At 65.0% G+C, this 21239-nt stretch carries 21 protein-coding genes; 9 read left to right on the top strand and 12 right to left on the bottom strand.

What is annotated here, in order from left to right:
- Positions 1 to 15 precede the first annotated feature (15 nt).
- A complete protein-coding gene (alr, locus tag ACFFJ6_RS22700; RefSeq protein ID WP_378392081.1) occupies positions 16 to 1266 on the bottom strand; it encodes an alanine racemase in 1251 nt (416 codons plus the stop codon).
- Positions 1267 to 1403: 137 nt separating this feature from the next.
- On the bottom strand, positions 1404 to 2900 hold the full coding sequence (locus ACFFJ6_RS22695; protein ID WP_378392079.1) for a replicative DNA helicase: 1497 nt from the start codon (positions 2898 to 2900) through the stop codon (positions 1404 to 1406).
- Between the two features lie 339 nt (positions 2901 to 3239).
- Here ACFFJ6_RS22695 and ACFFJ6_RS22690 point away from each other — a divergent pair, with 339 nt between their 5' ends.
- Positions 3240 to 3440, top strand: coding sequence for a hypothetical protein (locus tag ACFFJ6_RS22690; protein ID WP_378392077.1), 201 nt, complete (start codon positions 3240 to 3242; stop codon positions 3438 to 3440).
- A gap of 12 nt (positions 3441 to 3452) precedes the next feature.
- Here the strand turns inward: ACFFJ6_RS22690 and ACFFJ6_RS22685 are convergent, their stop codons facing one another.
- Positions 3453 to 4703 carry a cyclopropane fatty acid synthase gene (locus ACFFJ6_RS22685; RefSeq protein ID WP_378392075.1) on the bottom strand — a complete coding sequence of 417 codons (1251 nt, stop codon included), beginning with the start codon at positions 4701 to 4703 and terminating at the stop codon, positions 3453 to 3455.
- 283 nt (positions 4704 to 4986) lie between these two features.
- On the opposite strand from ACFFJ6_RS22685, the gene ACFFJ6_RS22680 reads away from it, so the two are divergent.
- On the top strand, positions 4987 to 5922 hold the full coding sequence (locus tag ACFFJ6_RS22680; RefSeq protein ID WP_378392073.1) for a hypothetical protein: 936 nt from the start codon (positions 4987 to 4989) through the stop codon (positions 5920 to 5922).
- A 108-nt stretch (positions 5923 to 6030) separates the two neighbouring features.
- Here ACFFJ6_RS22680 and rplI read toward each other — a convergent pair whose 3' ends face one another.
- The 5 genes from rplI to ACFFJ6_RS22655 all read right to left on the bottom strand — a co-directional run bounded on the left by rplI (position 6031) and on the right by ACFFJ6_RS22655 (position 10077).
- On the bottom strand, positions 6031 to 6615 hold the full coding sequence (gene rplI / locus ACFFJ6_RS22675) for a 50S ribosomal protein L9 (protein WP_378392071.1): 585 nt from the start codon (positions 6613 to 6615) through the stop codon (positions 6031 to 6033).
- A gap of 36 nt (positions 6616 to 6651) precedes the next feature.
- Entirely contained in the window at positions 6652 to 7596 is a 945-nt protein-coding gene (locus ACFFJ6_RS22670; protein ID WP_378392069.1) for a hypothetical protein, read from the bottom strand.
- 127 nt (positions 7597 to 7723) lie between these two features.
- Positions 7724 to 7963 carry a 30S ribosomal protein S18 gene (rpsR, locus tag ACFFJ6_RS22665; RefSeq protein WP_054163395.1) on the bottom strand — a complete coding sequence of 80 codons (240 nt, stop codon included), beginning with the start codon at positions 7961 to 7963 and terminating at the stop codon, positions 7724 to 7726.
- A 5-nt stretch (positions 7964 to 7968) separates the two neighbouring features.
- A complete protein-coding gene (rpsF, locus tag ACFFJ6_RS22660; RefSeq protein WP_378392280.1) occupies positions 7969 to 8445 on the bottom strand; it encodes a 30S ribosomal protein S6 in 477 nt (158 codons plus the stop codon).
- A gap of 261 nt (positions 8446 to 8706) precedes the next feature.
- Positions 8707 to 10077, bottom strand: coding sequence for a GGDEF domain-containing protein (locus tag ACFFJ6_RS22655; RefSeq protein ID WP_378392067.1), 1371 nt, complete (start codon positions 10075 to 10077; stop codon positions 8707 to 8709).
- 187 nt (positions 10078 to 10264) lie between these two features.
- On the opposite strand from ACFFJ6_RS22655, the gene fabD reads away from it, so the two are divergent.
- The 7 genes from fabD (at position 10265) to gmk (ending at position 17014) form a co-directional block, all read left to right on the top strand.
- Positions 10265 to 11224: an ACP S-malonyltransferase gene (gene fabD / locus ACFFJ6_RS22650; RefSeq protein ID WP_378392065.1), complete on the top strand. Its 960-nt coding sequence runs from the start codon at positions 10265 to 10267 to the stop codon at positions 11222 to 11224.
- A gap of 18 nt (positions 11225 to 11242) precedes the next feature.
- Positions 11243 to 11980, top strand: coding sequence for a 3-oxoacyl-[acyl-carrier-protein] reductase (fabG, locus tag ACFFJ6_RS22645; protein WP_054163427.1), 738 nt, complete (start codon positions 11243 to 11245; stop codon positions 11978 to 11980).
- 293 nt (positions 11981 to 12273) lie between these two features.
- Entirely contained in the window at positions 12274 to 12513 is a 240-nt protein-coding gene (locus ACFFJ6_RS22640) for an acyl carrier protein (protein ID WP_011441358.1), read from the top strand.
- Positions 12514 to 12610: 97 nt separating this feature from the next.
- Positions 12611 to 13876: a beta-ketoacyl-ACP synthase II gene (gene fabF / locus ACFFJ6_RS22635; RefSeq protein ID WP_378392061.1), complete on the top strand. Its 1266-nt coding sequence runs from the start codon at positions 12611 to 12613 to the stop codon at positions 13874 to 13876.
- Positions 13877 to 14078: 202 nt separating this feature from the next.
- Complete coding sequence (gene mltG, locus ACFFJ6_RS22630; RefSeq protein WP_378392059.1) at positions 14079 to 15365, top strand: endolytic transglycosylase MltG; 1287 nt, start codon at positions 14079 to 14081, stop codon at positions 15363 to 15365.
- A gap of 96 nt (positions 15366 to 15461) precedes the next feature.
- Positions 15462 to 16349: a YicC/YloC family endoribonuclease gene (locus tag ACFFJ6_RS22625; protein ID WP_378392057.1), complete on the top strand. Its 888-nt coding sequence runs from the start codon at positions 15462 to 15464 to the stop codon at positions 16347 to 16349.
- 2 nt (positions 16350 to 16351) lie between these two features.
- Positions 16352 to 17014 (top strand): guanylate kinase, encoded by a 663-nt coding sequence (gene gmk / locus ACFFJ6_RS22620; RefSeq protein WP_378392278.1) that lies wholly within the window; start codon positions 16352 to 16354, stop codon positions 17012 to 17014.
- Between the two features lie 54 nt (positions 17015 to 17068).
- Here gmk and ACFFJ6_RS22615 read toward each other — a convergent pair whose 3' ends face one another.
- The 4 genes from ACFFJ6_RS22615 to pdxA all read right to left on the bottom strand — a co-directional run bounded on the left by ACFFJ6_RS22615 (position 17069) and on the right by pdxA (position 21210).
- A complete protein-coding gene (locus tag ACFFJ6_RS22615) occupies positions 17069 to 18031 on the bottom strand; it encodes a hypothetical protein (RefSeq protein WP_378392055.1) in 963 nt (320 codons plus the stop codon).
- A gap of 239 nt (positions 18032 to 18270) precedes the next feature.
- Complete coding sequence (locus ACFFJ6_RS22610) at positions 18271 to 19329, bottom strand: alcohol dehydrogenase (RefSeq protein ID WP_378392053.1); 1059 nt, start codon at positions 19327 to 19329, stop codon at positions 18271 to 18273.
- 16 nt (positions 19330 to 19345) lie between these two features.
- A complete protein-coding gene (gene rsmA, locus ACFFJ6_RS22605) occupies positions 19346 to 20209 on the bottom strand; it encodes a 16S rRNA (adenine(1518)-N(6)/adenine(1519)-N(6))-dimethyltransferase RsmA (protein WP_378392051.1) in 864 nt (287 codons plus the stop codon).
- Positions 20206 to 21210, bottom strand: a complete 1005-nt coding sequence (gene pdxA / locus ACFFJ6_RS22600; RefSeq protein ID WP_378392049.1) for a 4-hydroxythreonine-4-phosphate dehydrogenase PdxA — start codon at positions 21208 to 21210, stop codon at positions 20206 to 20208. Before pdxA ends, rsmA begins: the two co-directional genes overlap by 4 nt.
- Positions 21211 to 21239: the final 29 nt, after the last annotated feature.

The raw sequence follows: 21239 nt of genomic DNA, 5'->3' as shown, positions 1-21239 counted from the left end.
GCGCGAGAGAACGCCTCAGCTGGCCGGGGCCACAGGTTCAGCCGGCTTCGAAGCGGTTGATTCTGCAGCCGGCTTGGCGTCGCCGCCAGTGTAGATCCGCGCGTAGCGCGGGCCGAGGCTGGTCAGCACCTCGTAGCCGATCGTGCCGAAATGATGCCCGAGTTCGTCGACGGTGATGCCGTCGCCGATCAGCGTCGCCATCTGGCCGCGGCGTGCCGCATTGGGCGGCAGATCGCTGACGTCGACAGCGAGCAGGTCCATCGAAATGCGCCCTGCGATCGGGCAGCGTTGGCCGGCGATGATCACGTCGGCGCCGCGCGTGCCATCGTTGGAGCCGGCGGCACGGAAGTATCCATCGGCATATCCGGCGGACAGCACGGCGATCCTGGTCGGCCGGCGCGCACTCCAGGTAGCGCCATAACCGACGGTGTCGCCGCGTTCGACGCTGCGGACCTGCACAATGCGTGCCTTGAGATCGACCACCGGCTGCATCGGATTGTCGGAGGCGGGAGTCGGGTTGACGCCGTACAGGGCAGCACCGGGACGGACCAGATCGAACTGGAATTGCGATCCGAGGAAGATGCCGGACGACGCCGACAACGATGCCGGCACACCCGCGAACTGGCTGGCGATTTCGCGGAATGTCGCGGCCTGCCTGGCATTGATCGGATGATTGGGCGTCTCGGCAGCGACCAGATGGCTGATTACCAGCGTGATGCCATGATCGCCGACAGATATGCGCGGCACGATGCTCAGTGCTTCGGCGGCGGTGAGGCCGAGCCGGTTCATGCCGGTGTCGATGTGAATCGCGGCGCCGCCGCTCCAGCCGGTGCGCCGGCAATACACGTCCCACTCGGCGAGTTCGTAAAGATCGCCGATCACCGGTCGGCAGTTCAGCCGGGCGAATTCGTCGCCGGTGCTCTGGAAGAAGCCGTCGAGCACGTAGAGCGCCACGTCTGGCGCAGCCGCGCGGACCGCTACGGCTTCACCGAGCGTCGCGACGAAGAAGGTCTTGCAGCCGGCGCCGGCCAGCGCGCGGGTGACCGGGCCGATGCCGCAGCCATAGGCGTCGCCCTTGACCACGGCGGCGGCTTCGGACGGCACCGCCGTCTTCTCGAGCTTTCGCCAATTGGCGACGATCGCATCGAGGTCGATCGTGAGAATGCCGGGCGCTGTTGCCGTCGAGGCCGCCAGTGATGCGGCTTTGGCCGCGTCGGGCGTCAGCAAACTGGCGACGGTCGCGTTGGGATCTGGGAGGATGGTCATGTCTCACACTCTGGCGCTGTCGAGTGGATCGTCCCGCGGCGTGACGAAAACGCATCGAGAAGATCGCAGCTCTCCTCGCCCGTTCTAGCAGAACGGTGGATCGCGTCTCGACCTGAATTCCGCCGAACGGAGTTGCGTCAGACGCGGTCGGGCAGGTGGCTGTCGTCGGCCAGATCGCTGAAGCGGGTGAACTGGCCTTCGAACTGCACGTCGACCGTGCCGGTCGGGCCGTGGCGCTGTTTGGCGATGATGACTTCCGCCTTGCCGTGGACGAGGTCCATCTCGGTCGCCCACTTCTCGTGTTCGGGCGTGCCCGGGCGCGGCTCCTTGTTCTGCAGATAATATTCTTCGCGATACACGAACATCACGACGTCGGCGTCCTGCTCGATCGACCCGGATTCGCGAAGGTCGGAGAGCTGCGGCCGCTTGTCGTCGCGGGATTCGACCTGACGCGACAACTGCGACAGCGCGATGATCGGAACGTTCAACTCTTTGGCGAGCGCCTTGAGGCTGGTGGTGATCTCGGTGATTTCCTGCACGCGGTTATCGCCGCGTTTGCTGGAGCCCTGCAGCAGCTGAATATAGTCGACCACGATCAGGTCGAGGCCCTTTTGCCGCTTCAGTCGTCGCGCGCGGGCGGTGAGCTGTGCGATCGAGAGACCACCGGTTTCGTCGACGAACAGCGGCAGCGTCTGCAGTTCGATCGAATAGTCGCGGATCTTGTCGAAATCCGCTTCGCTGATGCCGCCGCGGCGGATCTTGCTCGAGGCGATCTCGGTCTGTTCGGCGAGAATACGCGTGGCGAGCTGCTCGGCGCTCATTTCGCACGAGAAGAAGCCAACGATGCCGCCGTTGATGGTCTTGGTGCTGCCGTCGGGCTGGACCTCGCCGCGATAGGCCTTGGCGACGTTGTAGGCAATGTTGGTGGCGAGCGCGGTCTTGCCCATGCCGGGGCGTCCGGCGAGCACAATCAAGTCCGAGTGCTGCAGTCCGCCCATGCGGGTGTCGAGGTCGCGCAGGCCGGTTGCAATGCCGGACAGTTTGCCGTCGCGCTGGAACGCCTTGGCGGCCATGTCCACCGCGGTGGTCAGCGCCTGGGAGAATTTCTGGAAGCCGCCATCGTAGCGGCCGGATTCGGCGAGCTCGTAGAGCCGGCGTTCGGCGTCCTCGATCTGGTTCTTCGGCGCGAAATCGACCGGCGCGTCGTAGGCGACATTGACCATGTCGGTGCCGATACCGATCAGGTCGCGGCGCAGCGACAATTCGTAGATCGTCCGGCCGTAGTCCTGAGCGTTGATGATGGTCGTGGCTTCGGCCGCAAGGCGCGCCAGATATTGCGCCACTGTCAGCCCGCCGAGGTCGAGGTCGGCCGATAGAAAGGTCTTCAGCGTGATCGGCGTCGCGATCTTGCCCGCGCGGATAATGCTGCCTGCGGTTTCGAAGATCGTCTGGTGGATCGGTTCGAAGAAATGCTTGGCCTCGAGGAAGTCCGAAATCCGGTAGAACGCATCGTTGTTCACCAGGATCGCACCGAGCAGCGCCTGTTCCGCTTCGATGTTGTGCGGCGCGGTCCGGTAGGCCGGCGCCGCAGCGTCGGGCGCGAGCTTCAGAACGTTGGAATCAATGGCGGCCATAGCTCTCGATTATTCGCTCGAATTTGTCGGATGCGGGGCGCGACTAAAGCGCCGATTCAGGGGGCAGTGAAAGCGGCAATCGCGCGTTATGCACCAGCCTGGCAAGAAATGTGGATGACCGGCCGCCGGCTGGGCGACAGGCTTGACGTTGGATCAATCGCCGCGACCCGCCAGTTTGAACCTCCCGGCCGCTGGGCTCGACACATTTGGGAATGGCTGCCGCAGGATTTCTTGCGTGACGCCGCGCGCTTAAAGAGTGCGGTGCCGCGGATCCGGGAACGGTTTCCCCTGCAGGGGGTTGTTCACGGAAAATAACCACAGCGAAACGGGGGAACGGCGATGGCTCAGAAAAAGCAATCCGGCGGATCCGACCGGCGCTGGCTGGCGACGTTGATCGAATCCTTCGAAACGGCAACCCGAAGCGACGTTCGCAAGGCCCCGTGCAGCCGCGCTTTGCTGCGGGCGGTCCGTGCGCATCTGGCCGCACGCAAAGCCTCGCCAGCCAAGCAGGGCAATTCGAGGTTCGTTCGCCTGGCGTGAGGCCGTGCAGCGTTATTCGCCGGCGGCTTGTAGTCGCTGGATGGGCCGCCCTTCGATCATCCGCAGCCGTTGTTCCTCCCGCATGATGTAGTCGCGCGTGATCGGCACGATACCTTGGCGCTTGGTGAGCTGGATCTGAAACACCATGGTGTTTTGCTTGCGGAAGCTCATCTCCGAAGCAGCGAGATAAAACTCCCACATCCGAACGAAGCGGGCATCATAAAGCCGTTCGGCGTCCTCACGGCGCGCCAGGAAGCGCTCGCGCCAAGCCTTCAAGGTCTCGGCATAGTGCAGCCGTAGAATCTCGATATCGCAGACCAGCAACCCAGCCCGTTCGATAGCCGGCAGAACTTCCGACAGTGCGGGCAGATAGCCACCGGGGAAAATGTACTTCGCGATCCAGGGATTGGTGAAGCCGGGACCTTCCGATCTGCCGATCGAGTGCAGCAACATCACCCCATCGTTGTCGAGCAGCTCGGCGCAGCGCTGGAAGTAGGTGTCGTAGTGCGTAACGCCGACGTGCTCGAACATTCCGACGGATACGATCCGGTCGAACGGTCCGGGCACGTCGCGGTAGTCTTCCAGCATGAACTTCGCGGAGGCGGACAGGCCTCGCTCTTCAGCCCTGCCGTTGGCGACCTGAAGCTGCTCGCGTGACAGGGTGATGCCGGTGACATCCGCACCGCAGGTCTCGGCGAGATAAAGACCTAGACCTCCCCAGCCTGATCCGATGTCCAGCACGCGCTGACCAGGTTCGACGAGCAGCTTGGCGGCGATGTGGCGCTTTTTGGCAAGTTGCGCATCGTCCAGGCTGCTGTCCGGGGATTCAAAATAGGCACAGCTGTATTGTTTGTCGGCATCGAGAAAGAGCGAATACAGCCGGCCATCGAGATCATAATGATGGGCGACATTGTCGCGCGAGCGGGGACGGGGATTGAACTGACGTAGCGATCGGGTCAGGTAGCGGAGCCACCCGTGCAGTTTGGTCCAGCGGGGAGTCCAGGCCGGCTGATCCATTGCGACGGCGAGCAGATCGGCAATGGAGCCGCTTTCCATCACAAGTTCGCCATCCATGTAGATTTCGCCGAACGCCAGTTCGGGATCGAAGAGGAGGCGCCATTGCGCCTCCTTATTGGTGAACCTGGCGTGGACGGGAGTGCCCGTGCCGTCGCCGCAGGTGAAGGTGAAGCCGCTCGCGGTGGTGAAGGTGATTGCACCGCGTTGGATGAATTGCCCAATCAGCAGACGCAGCAAACGGTCCATCGGTTTTCCCAACGACATTTTGACGCACCGATGCAAAAACCTTGCCGCATTTTCGACGTTCCAAGCGCCACGCGCATGAGTCACGCGCGTGGAACGCTGGTCTGGGTCCTGGACGAAGATCACACCGTGCGGCTTCGGCGGAATCGGTCTCAGCGGGCGTTTTCAGCTGGGTTGGGAGCGGTTTTCGGCTGTGTCGTGCACGATCTCCACGCTTCCATTCAGCGGCCAATCGTCTAAAAGGTCTGCGCCGCGCGCGCGGCAGTTCAGAACATTGGAGGATCGTATGGCGAGCCGAGCGCTCACTTCAGCGGCGGTGTTGCTTCTGATCGGCTCCGCGGCGGCGGGCTTGACCAGCGCGCAGGCGCAGAACCTCGAGGCGGGCAAAAGCCCAGCTCAGATTTTCGCCGGGACCTGCGCGGCCTGTCACAAGAGCGCACGCGGTTTGCTTCGTTCGGTGCCGCAGAGCTCGCTGCCGTCGTTCCTTCGCCAGCACTACACGACCAGCAGCGATATGGCCGCGCTGCTCTCATCCTACCTGATTTCCAACGGAGCGACCGACACCCGCTACAAGCAGAACGACGTTCGCACCGAGCCGACTCAGCCGGAAGGTCGCAAGGGACGTCGGCAGCGGCAGGGCGCCGAAGAGGCTGTTCAGCCCGAAGTTGCTCCGCAGCAAGCGGTTGCGCCGGCCGAGGACACGCCGCGGCGCGCCCGTAACAAGCGCAAGCCGAAGCCGGAGGCCGAGCAGCCGGTCGAAGGAGCGGGCGCTGTCGAAACGTCCGAGCCGGTCGCCGAGACTCCGCCGAAGCAGCGACGCAAGCATGGCCGCAAGGACAAGCCCGCCCAGGCTGCGCCAGCCGCCGCCGATTCGGCCAAATCCGATGCGCCGAAAGCCGAGGCCGCAAAACCCGAAGCATCGAAGCCCGAACCGGCGAAGTCGGAAGCCGTTCAGCCGACCCGACCTGCATCTCCGGCCGAAGCTCCGACGCGGGCCGATCCGGTCCCGGCCGTTACGCCGGCGCCGAAGCCCGTCGAGTCGTCGCGGACGCCGGAAGCCGGGCCGCCGCCGGCCAAGCCGACCGAGGCTCCGGAAGTGCGGTCGACCTCCACGCCGGCGCCGTCGGTCGCAGGTTCGTCGTCGAGCACGCCGTCGGTCTCCGTCACGCCGAGCGCTCCACCGCCGGCGTCGGGCGCCGCCGACGCGCCGATCTCACGGTAGCGGCGGGCTTCCGCCGAACCTTTCCCAGAGACAGAAAAGCCCGGCGCAAAACGCCGGGCTTTTCGTTAGGAGCTGAAGGCGGCCGCCGGAGTGGCGGCCGCTGGCGGCTTACTGCTCGGCCGGCTCTTCGTCGCGATCCGCGTCCGGATCGAAGAATTCGCCGGCGGCGGCGATCGCCTCGGCAGCCGCGTCCTGATCTTCCTGGCGAGTCGAGATGTCCTCGCCGCGGTTGATCCGCTCGGCCTCGTCGGCGCTGCGCGCCACCGTCACCGACACGCCGACTTCCACTTCCGGATGCACGGCGACCTGGATCTCGTGCTTGCCGATAGTCTTGATCGGCGCGTCGAGCAGGATCTGGCTGCGGGTGATCTTGACCCCACCGGCTTCGAAGCTGGCGACGATGTCGCGCACCGACACCGAGCCGAACAGCTGGCCGCTTTCGGACGCTTGGCGGATCACCACCACGTTCTGGCCGTCGATCTTCTCAGCGACCTTCGACGCCTCAGCCTTGGCTTCGATGTTGCGGGCCTCGAGATCGGCTTTCATGTGCTCGTACTTCTCGCGGTTCGCGGCGGTGGCGCGGAGCGCCTTGCCGCGCGGCAGCAGGAAGTTGCGCGCGAAACCGTCCTTGACGCGCACCAGCTCGCCCATCTGTCCGAGCTTGGCGACGCGTTCCAGCAGAATGACTTCCATGTTTTTTCTCCTCGATTGGATTGTTAAGTTGAAGGTCTAAGTACTTGTCGGCGGTGGCATCGAGCGGCGCTGGAAGTAGCGCTGCCGGAGGCCGAAGACGGCGTCGGCGATGCCGAGCGCGATCAACGCGATCGCCGGCCACAGAAAGATCAGCACCAGCGCGTAGGTCGAACTCAGCAGAAAGCCGCGATGGCGCGTGGCCATGGTCAGCGTATGCAGCGTGGCTGCGCCGCCGAGGCCATAGGCGACGAACAGAGCCGCGCTGACGGTCTTGCCGACCAGCGAGACCAGTCCGCCGACGAAGCTGAGGCCGAGCGCGAGCGACAGCACCGCCAGTGTCATGGCCGGGAGTGCCGCCGAGCGCAGGTCCGGCCATGGACGCTTCAGGCGACCGGACATCGCCGTGACCTTGGCGGACAGCCACAGATTGAGCGTCAGCGTCAGCATCGCCACGGTCGCGGCGGCCGGAGGCGCAACGGTGACGAGCGCATCGATCAGGCGATCGGCATCAGCGGAGTTGCGCGTGCTGAGCGCGCGCTGCAGGCCGGTGCGCAGGCCTTCGGTGATCGTCGCGCCGTCTGTGCCGAGCGTCAGCAGGGCCGCCATCGTGGTCATCGCGGCGAAGCCGGCCATCCATGCGATCAGGCGACCGACCGGATACCATTCCAGCGTTGGCACGCCGGCATCTTCGCCTGTCGGGCGGGCCAACAGGGCGAGGTGACCCAGCCAGCAGGCCGGCACCACGACAGTGACAATGAAGGCGAGGGCGTAGGGAAAGCTGACGCTCGCGGCGAGGACGGCAGCGCCGAGCAGGCCGCCCAGCGCGGCGCCAACAGCGCCCCAGCTGAGTGCAGCCACCATCAACGGCAGCGGTGCGAGATAGAACAGCAGCAGGGAGATCAGCGCGCCCGAGACGATCGAGGCAAACATCAGCGCCGAAGCACAGCCGGCGGCAAGCGCGATCAGAATGTTGATCATCATCAGCTGTCCCGCTCCCTTCGAGCGGTTAGAGGCGTTTCGCCCCAACCATCGGCGACCGGACGACCCGGAAGCCTTATGAACAGAAAAGCAGAAGCTCCGCGGCGCGGGCGCCGCGGAGCTTGGATACTTAGCGAATCACGTAGGGCAGCAGACCGAGGAAGCGAGCGCGCTTGATGGCGCGCGCGAGCTCACGCTGCTTCTTGGCGGAAACCGCGGTGATGCGGCTCGGCACGATCTTGCCGCGCTCCGAGACGTAACGCATCAACAGCTTGGAATCCTTGTAGTCGATCTTCGGCGCATTCGGACCCGTGAACGGGCAGGTCTTGCGACGGCGGAAGAACGGACGGCGGGCGCCTGCGTCAGCCATGTTTCTTACTCCTCGGTCGCGGCAGCGGGTTCAGCGTCTTCGCGCGGACGGCGCGGACCACGATCGCCGCGGAAGCCACCCTCACGATCGCCACGGCCTTCACGGTCGCCGCGGAAGCCGCCCTCGCGGGGGCCACGGTCGTCGCGCTCACGATCGCGATCGGCCTTGCGCATCATCGCCGACGGGCCTTCCTCGTGCTCTTCGACGCGGACGGTCAGATAGCGGATGATGTCTTCGTTGATGCGCTGCTGACGCTCGAGCTCGGCGACCACCGCGGAGGGGCCGTCGATGTTGAGCATCACGAAGTGAGCCTTGCGGTTCTTGTTCATGCGGTAGGTGAGGGAACGAAGGCCCCAGGCTTCGGTCTTCGTGACCTTGCCGCCGAGCCCTTCGATCACACCCGTAAACTGGGTGGTCAGCTCTTCCACCTGCTGTGCACTCGCGTCCTGACGCGCGAGGAAAACATGCTCATAAAGAGGCATGATGGTCCTTTCCATGTTGGCCCAGAACCGGCGGCAAGCCCTTCGAACCCTTCGGAAAGGACTCGACTGCTCAGAAGGCGGAAGCACGGGACGACGAGCCGACTGGCCCTGCCGCATCAAATTCGCCAGAAAGGTGAAAATGCTGAGACCGTCCGTTCAGCTCCCGGCCGGGATCTGCGGATGCGCGGGTTATACGGATTTTGGCCGGTCTGGCAAGGGTCGGGCGCCGGGAAGTCTGCGCCAGGCATCGGTTTTTCGCGGTCAGGCGCTGGAGCGGGCCCAGATTTGCCGGGCCGGGCGAGCTTCGGGCATCTGTTCGGGCGCCAGCGGGACCGTTTCGTGCAGCGTATCACAATGCACCAGGATCCCCTTTCCGCGCCGCTTGGCCTCGTACATGGCATGATCGGCGGATCGCAGCAGGGCGTCGGGCGTCCTGCCGTCGCCCGGAAAGGTCGCGCTGCCGACACTGACACCGATGGTCAGCAAGCCGGGGCTGCCGAGGTCGAGCGGTTCGGCGATTCGGGCGATGATGCGTTCCGCCACCGCGGTGGATTCGGTCGCGCTGGTGTCCGGCAGCAGGACCACGAATTCATCGCCGCCGATCCGGAAAATCAGGTCGTGCTCCCGCACACAGCTGCGCAGCCGCTCCGCGACGGCGACGAGCACGGCATCTCCGACCGCATGACCGAACCGGTCGTTCGCCGCCTTGAAGCCGTCGAGGTCGAGACAGAGTACGGTCAATGGCTGGCAGGCCTGGCCCGGGTGCCCGGACGCAACGCGAAGCAGATCGGCGAACCACTGATGCTGCATGGTGCGGTTCGGCAGGCCGGTGAGCTGGTCGTAACTCGCCAGCCATTTGTTCTCCTGCTCGGAATGAAACAGATGAAGCAGGACGTCATAATTCTCGAACAGAAGCACCGCCATGCCGAGGATCCAGGCGGGTAGCAGTAGCCCGATCAGATACATATGCGGGATCGGCGATACGATCATCGCGATCGTGTAGGGGACCGCCAGAATGCAGATAACCGCGAAGCCGTAGCGCGGCGTGCCGGCGTTGCGCGATGAAATCCCGCCGGCGAGCCCCGCGACGACCATCCCGGACAGCAGGATCAGCGACCATTCGCCAGTCATCACGCACAGCGTGCAGCCGACCGAGTAACTGATGGCCCAGAGCAGGCCCAAATACATCGTCATGCCTTTGCTCGGCCGGCCGGAGTTCTGCTTCTTCAGCATGTCCAGCAGAGCAAGGTAGCGTGCTACGCCGAACGACACCTCGACGCCGACCCAGGCGTAAGCCCATGCCGCGCCGGTCTGCACGGCCGCGATGATCGTCAGGATCGTTGTCGAGATGACAGCCAGCACGAGTGTGCGGCTCTTGGTCTGGCTATGCAGCAGGAGGCGGCGGAAGATCGCGGGCGGCTGCGGCCGGGGACCGCTGACAAGCCATTTGATCATCCACGACGTCACGATCGGGTCTTGCGTGGGTGTGTCGATCTGCGGATGGGCGTTGGTCATGCGGCGCATCAAAGGGAAGGCGCTCCTCGTTGTCACCCGGGCATAGCCGAGCAACCCTTGCCAGCCGCCTTTCATCCCCCTGTCGACTGCGGACAGGGTAAACAAATCGCCCGCCATTTCCCTCGGATTGCGCCGACCACCAAGCGGGTTCGTGGAACTCGCGGGGCGGGGCGCGGCCCCTCCCGGCTTGGGCTATCGCCTTTCGGAGCATGTGGACCGGAACCGGAGTTTGCGCCGGTCAGCTTGACATCTTCCGTCCGCGGGGTGTCTTTCGGCGCGAATTCAGACAGGTTCAGGAACGCAGATGACGGCAGCATTCACATTCCCGGGGCAGGGCTCCCAGGCGGTCGGCATGGGCAAGGCGCTGGCGGAAGCCTTTCCGGCCGCCAAGGCGGTGTTCGATGAGGTCGATGCCGCGCTCGGCGAGAAGCTGACGGCGATCATCTGGGACGGGCCGGCGGAAACGCTGCAGCTCACCGAGAATGCCCAGCCGGCCTTGATGGCGGTGTCGCTGGCGACGATGCGCGTGCTGGAAAGCGAGGCCGGAATTTCCATTGGCCGGGATGCGGCCTTCGTCGCCGGCCATTCGCTCGGCGAATACTCCGCGCTCGCCGCCGCCGGCTCTCTCAGCATCAGCGATACGGCGCGGCTGCTTCGGACCCGCGGGCGGGCGATGCAAAAGGCGGTGCCGGTCGGCGTCGGCGCGATGGCCGCGCTGCTGGGGCTCGATTACGACGCCGCCGTCGCGGTGGCGAACGAAGCCGCACAGGATCAGGTTTGCCAGGCTGCCAATGACAATGGCGGCGGGCAGGTGGTCGTCTCTGGTCACAAGGAGGCGGTCGAACGCGCGGTCGAGATTGCCAAGGGCAAGGGCGCCAAGCGGGCGATGCTGCTGCCGGTGTCGGCGCCGTTTCATTGCGCGCTGATGCAGCCAGCCGCCGAGGCGATGGCGGAGGCGCTGGCAGGCGTTGAGATCAAGTCGCCCGCAGCGCCGCTGGTCGCCAACGTGCAGGCTGCGCCGATCAGCGATCCGGACGAGATCCGCCGTCGGCTGGTCGAGCAGGTCACCGGCACGGTGCGCTGGCGCGAGTCGGTGGGCTACATGGCTGGCCAGGGTGTGACGCGGTTTCTCGAGATCGGTGCCGGCAAGGTCCTCAGCGGGCTGGTGAAGCGGATCGCCGACGGCGCGACCGGCATCGCCATCGGCGGGCCGAACGATATTGCGGCCGCGAAGGACGCCATTACGGCCGGGCGTTCGGCGTAACCGGCACAGGAGACGATGATGTTCGATTTGACGGGACGAACCGCGCTGGTCACCGGCGCAACTGGCGGCATCGGCGGCGCGATTGCTCAGGCGCTGCATGGACAGGGCGCCACGGTCGCGATCTCGGGCACCCGCCGCGAGGCGCTGGACACGCTGGCGGCAAAGCTCGGCGAGCGCGTTCACGTGCTGCCGTGCAACCTGTCGGATGCTGCCGATGTCGAGGCGCTGGTGCCCGCCGCCGCCGAGGCGATGGGCCAGCTCGACATTCTGGTGTGCAACGCCGGCATCACCCGGGACAATCTGTTCGTGCAGCTCCGCGACGAGGATTGGGACGATGTGATCAGGGTCAACCTGACCGCCACCTTCCGGCTGACGCGCGCCGCCACCAAGCTGATGATGCGCAAGAAGTTCGGTCGCATTATCGCGATTACCTCGGTGGTCGGCGTCACCGGCAATCCGGGGCAGGGCAACTACACGGCTTCGAAGGCGGGACTGATCGGAATGATCAAGACGCTGGGCGCCGAATACGCCAAGCGCAACGTCACGGCGAACTGCATTGCACCAGGCTTCATCGCAACGCCGATGACCGACGTGCTGAACGACAAGCAGCGCGAAACGATTCTCAGCAAGGTGCCCGCCGGCCGGCTCGGCACGCCGGAGGATATCGCCGCTGCAGCCGTTTATCTCAGTTCGAACGAGGCGGCTTACGTCACCGGCCAGACGATCCATGTCAACGGCGGGATGGCGATGATCTGAGGCTGCTCGCAAGTCCCGGTGTGGTGGAAAACACGGTTGCCGGCGCGCCGGGGGGCTTGTGGTCAATGCAGCGGAAGTATGATAACCGAAGCCCCGGCGGATAGGCAAAGAAGGCCATTGCAGGATCTCCAAACCCTGTATATTGCCGATGGGGACTGCCGCTCGGGCGGCGGTTGCGACCTCGGGGACGGGGCAAAATCAGTACACTTCGCGATTGCGGAACTTTAGCGAGTTGACGCACCACGATGGCTCGTATCGTCTGTCGGTCGGGTCGGAACAACGGGGTTTAGAGAATGAGTGAGATTGGCGAGCGGGTTAAGAAGATCGTGGTGGAGCACCTCGGTGTCGAACCCGAGAAAGTTGTCGATGGCGCGAGCTTTATCGATGATCTCGGCGCCGACAGCCTCGATACCGTCGAACTCGTGATGGCGTTCGAAGAAGAATTCGGCTGTGAAATTCCCGACGATGCCGCTGAGACGATTCTCACCGTCGGCGACGCAACCAAGTTCCTCGAGAAGAACGCGAAGAGCTGATCTTCCGCGCGGTTACGATGAAGCCGGCCGGGCCGCACACTGAGCGGTCGACCGGCTTCTTGCTTTGGACCGCGCTTTCAGGCCCGGAGTAGAGAATATGAGACGTGTCGTCGTCACTGGCCTTGGCATGGTTTCGCCGCTCGGCTGTGGGGTCGATGCGACCTGGAACCGGGTCCTCAACGGCGAAAGCGGCGCTCGCAAGATCGAAGCTTTCGACGTTTCCGATTTGACGAGCCAGATCGCCTGCATCATTCCGCGTGGCGACGGCAACAATGGCAGCTTCAATCCCGATCAGTGGATGGAGCCGAAGGACCAGCGCAAGGTCGACGATTTCATCGTGTATGCGATGTGTGCGGCGCGTCAGGCGCTGGACGATGCCAACTGGCATCCGTCGACCGAAGAAGAGCGCTGCGCCTCCGGCGTGCTGATCGGATCCGGCATCGGCGGTCTTCAGGGCATCGCCGAGACCGCGTTGCTCCTGAAGGAAAAGGGGCCGCGCAGGATCTCGCCGTTCTTCATTCCCGGCCGCCTGATCAATCTTGCTTCCGGCTACGTGTCGATCGAGTTCGGGCTCAAGGGGCCTAACCATGCGGTCGTCACTGCTTGTTCGACGGGCGCGCATGCGATCGGTGACGCTTCGCGGTTGATCGCGCTCGGCGATGCTGACGTGATGGTTGCGGGCGGCACCGAATCTCCGATCAGCCGCCTCGCGATGGCCGGCTTCTGCGCTGCCCGTGCGCTTTCCACTGGTTTCAATGACACGCCCGAAAAGGCGTCGCGTCCGTACGACAAGGACCGCGACGGTTTTGTGATGGGCGAGGGCGCCGGCGTTGTCGTGCTCGAGGAGTACGAGCACGCCAAGGCACGCGGCGCGCGGATCTACGCCGAAGTGATCGGCTACGGACTGAGCGGTGACGCGTATCACATTACGGCGCCGAGCTCCGACGGCGACGGCGCGTTCCGTTGCATGGGCGCTGCCCTCAAGCGTGCGGGCATCTCTGTGTCGGATATCGACTACATCAATGCTCACGGCACCTCGACGCCGCTCGGCGACGAGATCGAGCTCGGCGCTGCGCAGCGCCTGCTCGGCAACGCCGCGTCACGCGTGTCGATGTCGTCGACCAAGTCGTCGATCGGACATCTGCTCGGTGCCGCGGGTGCTGTGGAAGCGATCTTCAGCGTGCTGGCGATTCGCGACAACGTCGCGCCGCCGACGATCAATCTCGACAACCCGTCGGTCGAGACCGCGATCGACCTCGTGGCATGGAAGCCGCGGAAGCGGGAGATCAATGTCGCGCTGTCGAACTCTTTCGGCTTCGGCGGCACTAACGCATCGTTGATCCTGCAGCGCGTGGCTCACTGACGCGCTGCGACCGTGTTTCAACGTTTCGCCGTAATCCCTGCTAAATGCTACGACATTCGATGATTTGGGGGTATGATCGGCCGGTCCCGAACGGCTTGGACTGATTCAAGTCCAGGCTCCTGCGCGAATGTCGTGATCTCGAACGTGATGGTGCGATCTTGCACGGGACCTCCCTCGAGACGACAGGAATTAGGTTGCACCGATGAGTGAAAGGCCGCCGATCTCGCCGAGAAGCCCGCGCGCGGCGCTCGAACCGGAGCAACTTCCGCCGCCACCCAAGCGATCCGATCATGCACGCAATCCGCTGGTGATCGTCGGCAACGCCATCATCACCATCCTGCTCATCGTCATGCTCGGCGCCGGCGGGATCTACGTCTACGGCAAGCAGAAGATCGAAGCCGCGGGGCCGCTCACGGAAGACAAGGTCGTCAACATTCCGCAGCGCGCGGGCCTCGGCGATATCGCCGAGATCCTGCAGCGAGAGGGCGTGATCGAGAACAATCGCTGGGTGTTCATCGGCAGCGTGCTGGCGCTGAAGGCGCGCGCCGATCTGAAGCCCGGCGAATACGCGTTTCAGAAGAGCGCCAGCCTGCGCGACGTGATCGGCACCATCGTCGAGGGCAAGGTGGTGCAGCACGCGGTGACGATTCCGGAGGGGCTGACGTCCGAGCAGATCGTCGCGCGCCTGTCCGAGAACAACATTTTCACCGGCGGTTTGCGTGAAATTCCGCGCGAAGGAACATTGCTGCCGGAGACGTACAAATTTCCCCGCGGGACCCAGCGCGAGCAGGTGATCAACCGGATGCAGCAGGCGCAGAAACGTGTCCTCAGCGAAGTCTGGGAGCGCCGCAATCCGGATATTCCGGTCAAGACGCCGGAGCAGTTGGTGACGCTCGCGTCGCTGATCGAAAAGGAAACCAGTAAGCCGGATGAGCGGACCCGCGTGGCATCGGTGTTCGTCAATCGGCTGCAGAGGAAGATGAAACTGCAGTCGGATCCGACCATCATCTACGGTCTGGTCGGCGGCAAAGGAACGCTTGGGCGCCCGATCAAACGGAGCGAGATTACTCAGCCGTCCCCGTACAACACCTATGTAATCGAGGGGCTGCCGCCCGGACCGATTTCCAATCCGGGCCGCGCTTCGCTCGAAGCCGCCGCCAATCCGGCCCGGACGCGCGATCTGTACTTCGTCGCCGACGGCACCGGAGGTCACGCGTTCAGTGATAGTTACGATCAGCATTTGAAGAACGTTGCGAAGCTGCGCGCCCAGGAACGCCAGACCCAGAACGACACGGTCGAACCGGCCGAGGATTCCGCGCCCGCTGCGGCTCCTGCGGCTGTAGCGCCGGACACGAACGCGTCGGCGGCGACGCCGCCTGCTGGCGCGCCGAAGGCCGGGAAGAACGGGGCGCAGAAGAAGCGCACCCGCAACGCTCCGGCGAACGGGGCCGCGCCCGCGGCTACTCCCGGCGCCACCGACCAGGATTAGCCGCGCGGCTGTTTCCTTCGCCCGGCCTGATCGGCTAAGGTCCGCCGCGCGCGTCCGGCGCGAGTCTCAAACCAGTATCTGCGGAGTCGGCCACCGATGTCGTTGTCGAGCATGACGGGTTTTGCGCGTAGCCACGGCAGCAGCGGCCCGTATTCGTTCGAGTGGGAATTGAAGTCCGTCAACGCCAAGGGGTTCGATTTCCGTCTGCGCATTCCGCAGGGGTGGGACGATATCGAGGCCGACCTTCGCAAGCGTGCCGGCGATGCGCTGTCGCGCGGTACGGTCTACGCCAATCTCACCGTCAAGCGTGCCGATGCCGGGTCGACGGTGCGGATCAACGAGGAGGTCTTGACCTCGGTGCTCAAAGTGGCGAGCGAACTCGCCAGCCGCGTCGACGCGGTTGCGCCGAGCATCGACGGTCTCATGGCGATCAAGGGCGTGATCGAAGTCTCCGAACCGCAAGCCGACGAGGCCGAGGACAAGGCCGCGCGCACCGCCGTCGTCGCATCGTTTGCGCAGGCGCTCGCCAGCCTGATCGAGATGCGCAAGCGCGAAGGCGCCACGCTCGGCGCGGTGTTGACTCAGCGGCTCGACGAAATCGAAAGCCTGGCGAAGAAGGCGGAGGCCGCGCCCGGCCGCAAGCCGGAAGCGATCAAGGCGCGTTTGTCCGAGCAGGTCGCGGCGCTTCTGGAAACGTCGGACCGGTTCGATGTCGACCGGCTGCATCAGGAAGCGATCATGCTCGCCACCAAGGCCGACATCCGCGAAGAACTCGATCGCATCGCATCGCATGTCGCGCAGGCGCGCGAGATGCTGAGCAAGGGCGGGGCGGTCGGCCGCCGGCTGGATTTCCTGTCTCAGGAGTTCAACCGCGAGGTCAACACCTGCTGCTCCAAATCCATCGACCTCGAACTGACGAACACCGGACTGGCGATGAAGAACGTCGTCGAGCAGTTCCGCGAGCAGGTACAAAATCTGGAATGAGCATGACGGACGCGGCGACAGCAAGCTTGAACGGCGTCGAACGGCGCGGACTGATGTTCGTGCTGTCCTCGCCCTCGGGCGCCGGCAAAACCACGCTGTCGCGGATGCTGGTGAAGGAAGCGGCCAGCCTGCAGATGTCGGTTTCGGCGACAACGCGGCCGATGCGGCCGGGTGAGGTCGAGGGACGCGATTACTTCTTCGTCGATCGGCCAAAATTCGACGCGATGGTCGCGGCCGGAGAATTCCTCGAATGGGCCAACGTGTTCGACAATTGTTACGGTACGCCGAAGGCGCCGGTGGAAGCGGCGCTGGCCGCCGGCCGTGACGTATTGTTCGACATTGACTGGCAGGGCACGCAGCAACTCCGCAGCCACGCCCCGAACGATGTCGTCAGCGTTTTCGTGCTGCCGCCCTCTGTGCAGGCGTTGGAACATCGCCTCCACACGCGCGCTCAGGATTCCGACGAAGTCATTCACGGCCGGATGAAGAAGGCCGGCGACGAAATGAGTCACTACGATGCTTACGACTACATCGTGGTCAACGACAATGTCGGCATCGCGTTCGAATCCGTGAAGGCGATCCTGCGCGCCGAGCAGCTCAAGCGCGAGCGCCAGATCGGCATCGATGCCTTCGTGCGCGACATGCGCCGCGAACTCGAACGGTGAGTTGAAACGACAACGGCCGCGGATGATGCCGCGGCCGTTGCTGTTTGGTGATCCTCAGGCTGCCGGCCGTTTTTGCGCTCGCGCCAGCAATTCCTCGATCTCGTTGCCTTCGCTGATAGCGGCCGTCTGACGCTGACGCGCCGCCTGGATCCACGACGGCGGTTCGACCGGCTGCATCGGTGGCGACAAATCGAGATCCTGGGTGATCCGATCCGTCACGAAATCGGACGAGGCGGGCTTCGCTGCCGCGCTCCAGATGTCGGGGCGCCCATTGAGATCTCGGCGGATCGTCGGTTCGCGCCGTCCAAACTTGAAAATTCCGCCGACGATCAGTCCTGCAAGCGCGAGCGCTGCGAGCAAAGCGGCGATCAGCGTCGCGGCCGATCCGGCTGTGGCCATCGCCGCGGTGGCGGGTGTGCCGCCTTTGGCCACGGCGGCCTGCGCTGCCGTGCGGAGCTTGCTTGAAGCGTCCGCATTTGCGGCCGCCGTCGCATCGCTGGCATGGGCATCGGCCCAGCGCTGATCGATCGACGATCCTTGCGCGGCATCGGCCTGCGGCGCTCCGGAGGCCGCTGCATCTTGCGAGGGAGCTGCAGCACTGACCGCAGGCAACGGCGCCGGAAATTGCGAGGTGGAGTCCTGCGCGGCGGCATCGCGGAGCGGAGCGGGTTCGGGAGGCGACAACACTTCGGCGCGTGCATTGGCGACCGAAGCATGCAGCGGCGTCGTTGCGTTTCGAGTGAGCTTGGGGGCAGCATTCGCGCCAGCAGCGCGTGCCGTTGGCGCATCGGTGGAAGCCGCGTCGCCGGACGCTGCCGGAGTGGAAGACGAAGCTTCGTTGCCGTCAGTCGCAGAGGCCGAGGAAGCTGTCGCGGCGGATGAGCCGTCCTTCGCGCGAACGTACCAGCAATTGCGCTTACTCGCATGATCAGTGCGGTAGAACCAATGGCTGCCGGCAGGAGCCGGGCCTTTGGGAGCGGCGAGGCATTCACGCGCCTCGGCGCGCGGCGCCGTCATGGCGGTGAAGGCGAGGCTTGCGGCAAGCCCGATGCCAGTGGTGCAAAGGAGCTTGGCGGTTCGCTGACGCATGGCATCCCCCGATCGTGATGCGGTAACGGAAACTTAGCTTTCCGTGTTCTCCGCAAGAAATGGGGTCGCAATAAGCCGCAAATCCGGTGGGTGTTTGGCAATTGAGGCCTGCATTGCGGGCCTGTGGAACCCGCAATGCAGTTGAGTGTGTGTCGAGACGCGCGGCGTCAGTTCGCCAGCATGATGCGGCCGACGACCTTGCCGGCGCGAAGCTGATCGATCCACTTCTGCGCGTCCTGCATCGGCTCTTCCTTCATCGGCGTCGGCTTGACCTTGCCGGCACGGGCCAGCTCCAGAAGTTCCTTGGTCTCTTCGAGCGTGCCGACCATGAAACCTTCGACGGTCATCCGCTTGTAGATCCATTGCACCATCGGCAGCGAGAACTGTCCGCCCATCAGGCCCGACACCACGATCTTGCCGCCGCGCGCGACGGTGCTCACCGCGAAGTTCATCGACTTGTCGTTGCCGGCGAAATCGACGACGCCGTCGAAGCCGCCATCGGTCTCCTTGAACATCCGCTTGGCGACGTCGGGCTCGGAGGGATCATAAGCAACCGACGCACCGTTCTTCAGCGCCGCTTCACGCGCCGCCGGGCTGAGATCGGCGACGGCGATCGGCTGCTTGAACATCGCCTGCGCGAGCGACAGGCCCATCATGCCGACGCCGCCGAGGCCGATCAGCAGCAGGTTGCGCTGACGCGGCCGATCGACCAGACGCTTCAGCGCGCCATAGGCGGTGATGCCCGAGCACATCAGCGTCGCGGCGACATTGGTCGGCAGCGGATCATAGTCGAGCAGGTACTTCGCATCCGGCACCAGAACGTGCGTGGCGAAGCCGCCGTCGATCGACACGCCGAGGAAGCGGTTCTTGGCGCAGAGATTCTCGTCACCGGCCAGGCAGTCGCGGCACTTGCCGCAGCCGATCCACGGAAACACCGCCTTCTTGGTGCCGATCAGTTCCTTCGGCGCATCGGGGCCGACCTCGGCGACGACGCCTGCGATTTCGTGGCCGAGCGTGAAGGGCAGCGTCATGCCGCGGGTGGTGTCGAGCTTCTTGCCGCCGCCGAGATCGGCGTAGCCGTCCTGGATGTGCAGATCGGAGTGGCAGAGGCCACAGCGCTCGATCTTGACCAGCACTTCGCGGCCTTGCGGCTTCGGCGTGTCGATGATGGTCTCGCACAGCGGGGCGGCGAATTGCACCAGAGACTGGCGGCGCATCTGCGTCATGGTGGCTTCTCTCCCTTCAGGATGTGTTCTTGTGGTTCCGTATATCGGCCAATTCATTGGCCATGGCAACAAAGCCCGAGACGGGGACGGTCTCGGCGCGCCGCGTCGGATCGACCCCGGCAGCCGCGGCCAACCGCGCCGGATCGACGCCGAGCGACTTCAGGCTTTGCCGCAGCATCTTGCGCCGTTGTCCGAAGGCGGCTGCGGCCACCTGCTCGAGCGCGGCGCGATCGCACGGCTCGGGTGCGACACGAGGAGTCAGGCGCACGACGGTGGAGGTGACTTTCGGCTGCGGCACGAAGGCGGAGGGGGCAATGTCGAACAGCATGCTCGTCTCGCAGCGCCAATTCGACAGCACCGCCAGCCGCCCGAACGCATCGTCGTTCTCGCGGGCCACGATGCGCTGCGCGACTTCGCGCTGAAACATCAGCACCATCATCTCGTACCAGGGCGGCCAGGGCTCGGCGCACAGCCAGCCGATCAGCAGCAGGGTCGCGATGTTGTAGGGGAGGTTGGCGACGATCCGCGCCCGGGTGTCCCCCAGCATCGGACGCGGGTCGAACTCCATCGCGTCGGCACAGACGATGTCGAGCCGCCCGGGATAATGCGCGGCGATCTCCTCCAGCGCGCCGAGGGCGCGCTCGTCGCGTTCGATGGCGATCACGCGCCGGACGCCGCCCGCGAGCAGGGCACGCGTCAGTCCGCCCGGTCCCGGACCGATCTCGATCACGGTGGTGCCGTCCAGCGGGCCGGCGGCACGCGCGATGCGGGAGGTCAGGTTGAGGTCGAGCAGGAAGTTCTGGCCGAGCGATTTCTTGGCGGCGAGATCGTGCCGCTTGATCACATCGCGCAGCGGCGGCAGGTCGTCGATGCCGCTCATCCGCGCGATGCGTCCGCCATCCGGGCCGCGAGCTTCATGGCCGCGATCAAGCTGGATGGATCCGCGCGACCGGTGCCGGCGATGTCGAACGCCGTGCCGTGATCGGGCGAGGTGCGGACGAACGGCAGCCCAAGCGTGACGTTGACGCCTTCGTCGAACGCGATGGTCTTGATCGGGATCAGCGCCTGATCATGATACATGCAGATCGCGCAGTCGTAGCGCGTGCGTGCCGCGGCATGGAACATCGTATCGGCGGGCAGAGGCCCCCGCGCGTCAATGCCCTCGCGGCGCAGGATTTCGACGGCCGGTGCGACGATGCTGCGATCCTCGGTGCCCAGCGAGCCGTCTTCGCCGGCATGGGGGTTGAGGCCGGCAATCGCCAGCCGCGGTGCGGCGATGCCGAGGCGGCTTTGCAGGTCGCGCACCACGATGCGCGCCGTCGATACGATCATCTCGGTGGTGAGTTGCGCGATCGCATCGCGCAGCGAGACGTGGATTGTCACCGGCACGACGGCGAGGCTTGGGCACCACAGCATCATCACCGGCTGCGGTGTCGCGCCGCCGTCGCGGGCCAATTCGGCGAGGAATTCGGTGTGGCCGGGATGCGCAAATCCGGCCTTGTATAGCACGCTCTTGGCGATCGGATTGGTGACGATCGCCGCCGCACGGCCGCTGCGAACATCATCGACCGCGCTGCGGATCGCGCCGATCGCTGCGGCGGCGCTGGTGTCGTCCGGCCTGCCGGGCTCGGCCGTTGCGGCGAGGCCGGTGGCCACGACGGGCAAGGCGCTCGCAAAGGCTGTGGATGCGTCTTCGATTGCGACCTCGGCGACAGGGAGCTCGACGCCGAGCGCGCGTGCGCGGCGCACGATGCAGTCACGATCGCCGCGCAGATAAAACGGCGGAAGCTGCGCCGCGTCGCGACGCAGCCACGCTGCGATGGTGATGTCGGGGCCGATGCCGGCCGGTTCGCCGAGCGACAGCGCGAGGGGCTTGGTCATGTCGTATCCGTCCGCCGTTCGGCGGCGGG

This window comes from Rhodopseudomonas telluris (assembly GCF_042432815.1).
In the GTDB taxonomy this organism is placed as follows: domain Bacteria; phylum Pseudomonadota; class Alphaproteobacteria; order Rhizobiales; family Xanthobacteraceae; genus Rhodopseudomonas; species Rhodopseudomonas telluris.
Note: the sequence above shows the minus strand (reverse complement) of the source record. Positions and strands in the feature narration are given on the sequence as shown.

Coding starts and splice junctions, on each gene's coding strand:
- ACFFJ6_RS22615 (WP_378392055.1), bottom strand. CDS start 18,031: ATGACGGCGCCGCGCGCCGAGGCGCGTGAATGCCTCGCCGCTCCCAAA.
- alr (WP_378392081.1), bottom strand. CDS start 1,266: ATGACCATCCTCCCAGATCCCAACGCGACCGTCGCCAGTTTGCTGACG.
- fabD (WP_378392065.1), top strand. CDS start 10,265: ATGACGGCAGCATTCACATTCCCGGGGCAGGGCTCCCAGGCGGTCGGC.
- gmk (WP_378392278.1), top strand. CDS start 16,352: ATGACGGACGCGGCGACAGCAAGCTTGAACGGCGTCGAACGGCGCGGA.
- fabG (WP_054163427.1), top strand. CDS start 11,243: ATGTTCGATTTGACGGGACGAACCGCGCTGGTCACCGGCGCAACTGGC.
- ACFFJ6_RS22685 (WP_378392075.1), bottom strand. CDS start 4,703: ATGGACCGTTTGCTGCGTCTGCTGATTGGGCAATTCATCCAACGCGGT.
- ACFFJ6_RS22610 (WP_378392053.1), bottom strand. CDS start 19,329: ATGACGCAGATGCGCCGCCAGTCTCTGGTGCAATTCGCCGCCCCGCTG.
- rpsR (WP_054163395.1), bottom strand. CDS start 7,963: ATGGCTGACGCAGGCGCCCGCCGTCCGTTCTTCCGCCGTCGCAAGACC.
- mltG (WP_378392059.1), top strand. CDS start 14,079: ATGAGTGAAAGGCCGCCGATCTCGCCGAGAAGCCCGCGCGCGGCGCTC.
- fabF (WP_378392061.1), top strand. CDS start 12,611: ATGAGACGTGTCGTCGTCACTGGCCTTGGCATGGTTTCGCCGCTCGGC.
- ACFFJ6_RS22625 (WP_378392057.1), top strand. CDS start 15,462: ATGTCGTTGTCGAGCATGACGGGTTTTGCGCGTAGCCACGGCAGCAGC.
- ACFFJ6_RS22670 (WP_378392069.1), bottom strand. CDS start 7,596: ATGATGATCAACATTCTGATCGCGCTTGCCGCCGGCTGTGCTTCGGCG.
- ACFFJ6_RS22655 (WP_378392067.1), bottom strand. CDS start 10,077: ATGGCGGGCGATTTGTTTACCCTGTCCGCAGTCGACAGGGGGATGAAA.
- ACFFJ6_RS22680 (WP_378392073.1), top strand. CDS start 4,987: ATGGCGAGCCGAGCGCTCACTTCAGCGGCGGTGTTGCTTCTGATCGGC.
- pdxA (WP_378392049.1), bottom strand. CDS start 21,210: ATGACCAAGCCCCTCGCGCTGTCGCTCGGCGAACCGGCCGGCATCGGC.
- rplI (WP_378392071.1), bottom strand. CDS start 6,615: ATGGAAGTCATTCTGCTGGAACGCGTCGCCAAGCTCGGACAGATGGGC.
- ACFFJ6_RS22690 (WP_378392077.1), top strand. CDS start 3,240: ATGGCTCAGAAAAAGCAATCCGGCGGATCCGACCGGCGCTGGCTGGCG.
- ACFFJ6_RS22640 (WP_011441358.1), top strand. CDS start 12,274: ATGAGTGAGATTGGCGAGCGGGTTAAGAAGATCGTGGTGGAGCACCTC.
- ACFFJ6_RS22695 (WP_378392079.1), bottom strand. CDS start 2,900: ATGGCCGCCATTGATTCCAACGTTCTGAAGCTCGCGCCCGACGCTGCG.
- rpsF (WP_378392280.1), bottom strand. CDS start 8,445: ATGCCTCTTTATGAGCATGTTTTCCTCGCGCGTCAGGACGCGAGTGCA.
- rsmA (WP_378392051.1), bottom strand. CDS start 20,209: ATGAGCGGCATCGACGACCTGCCGCCGCTGCGCGATGTGATCAAGCGG.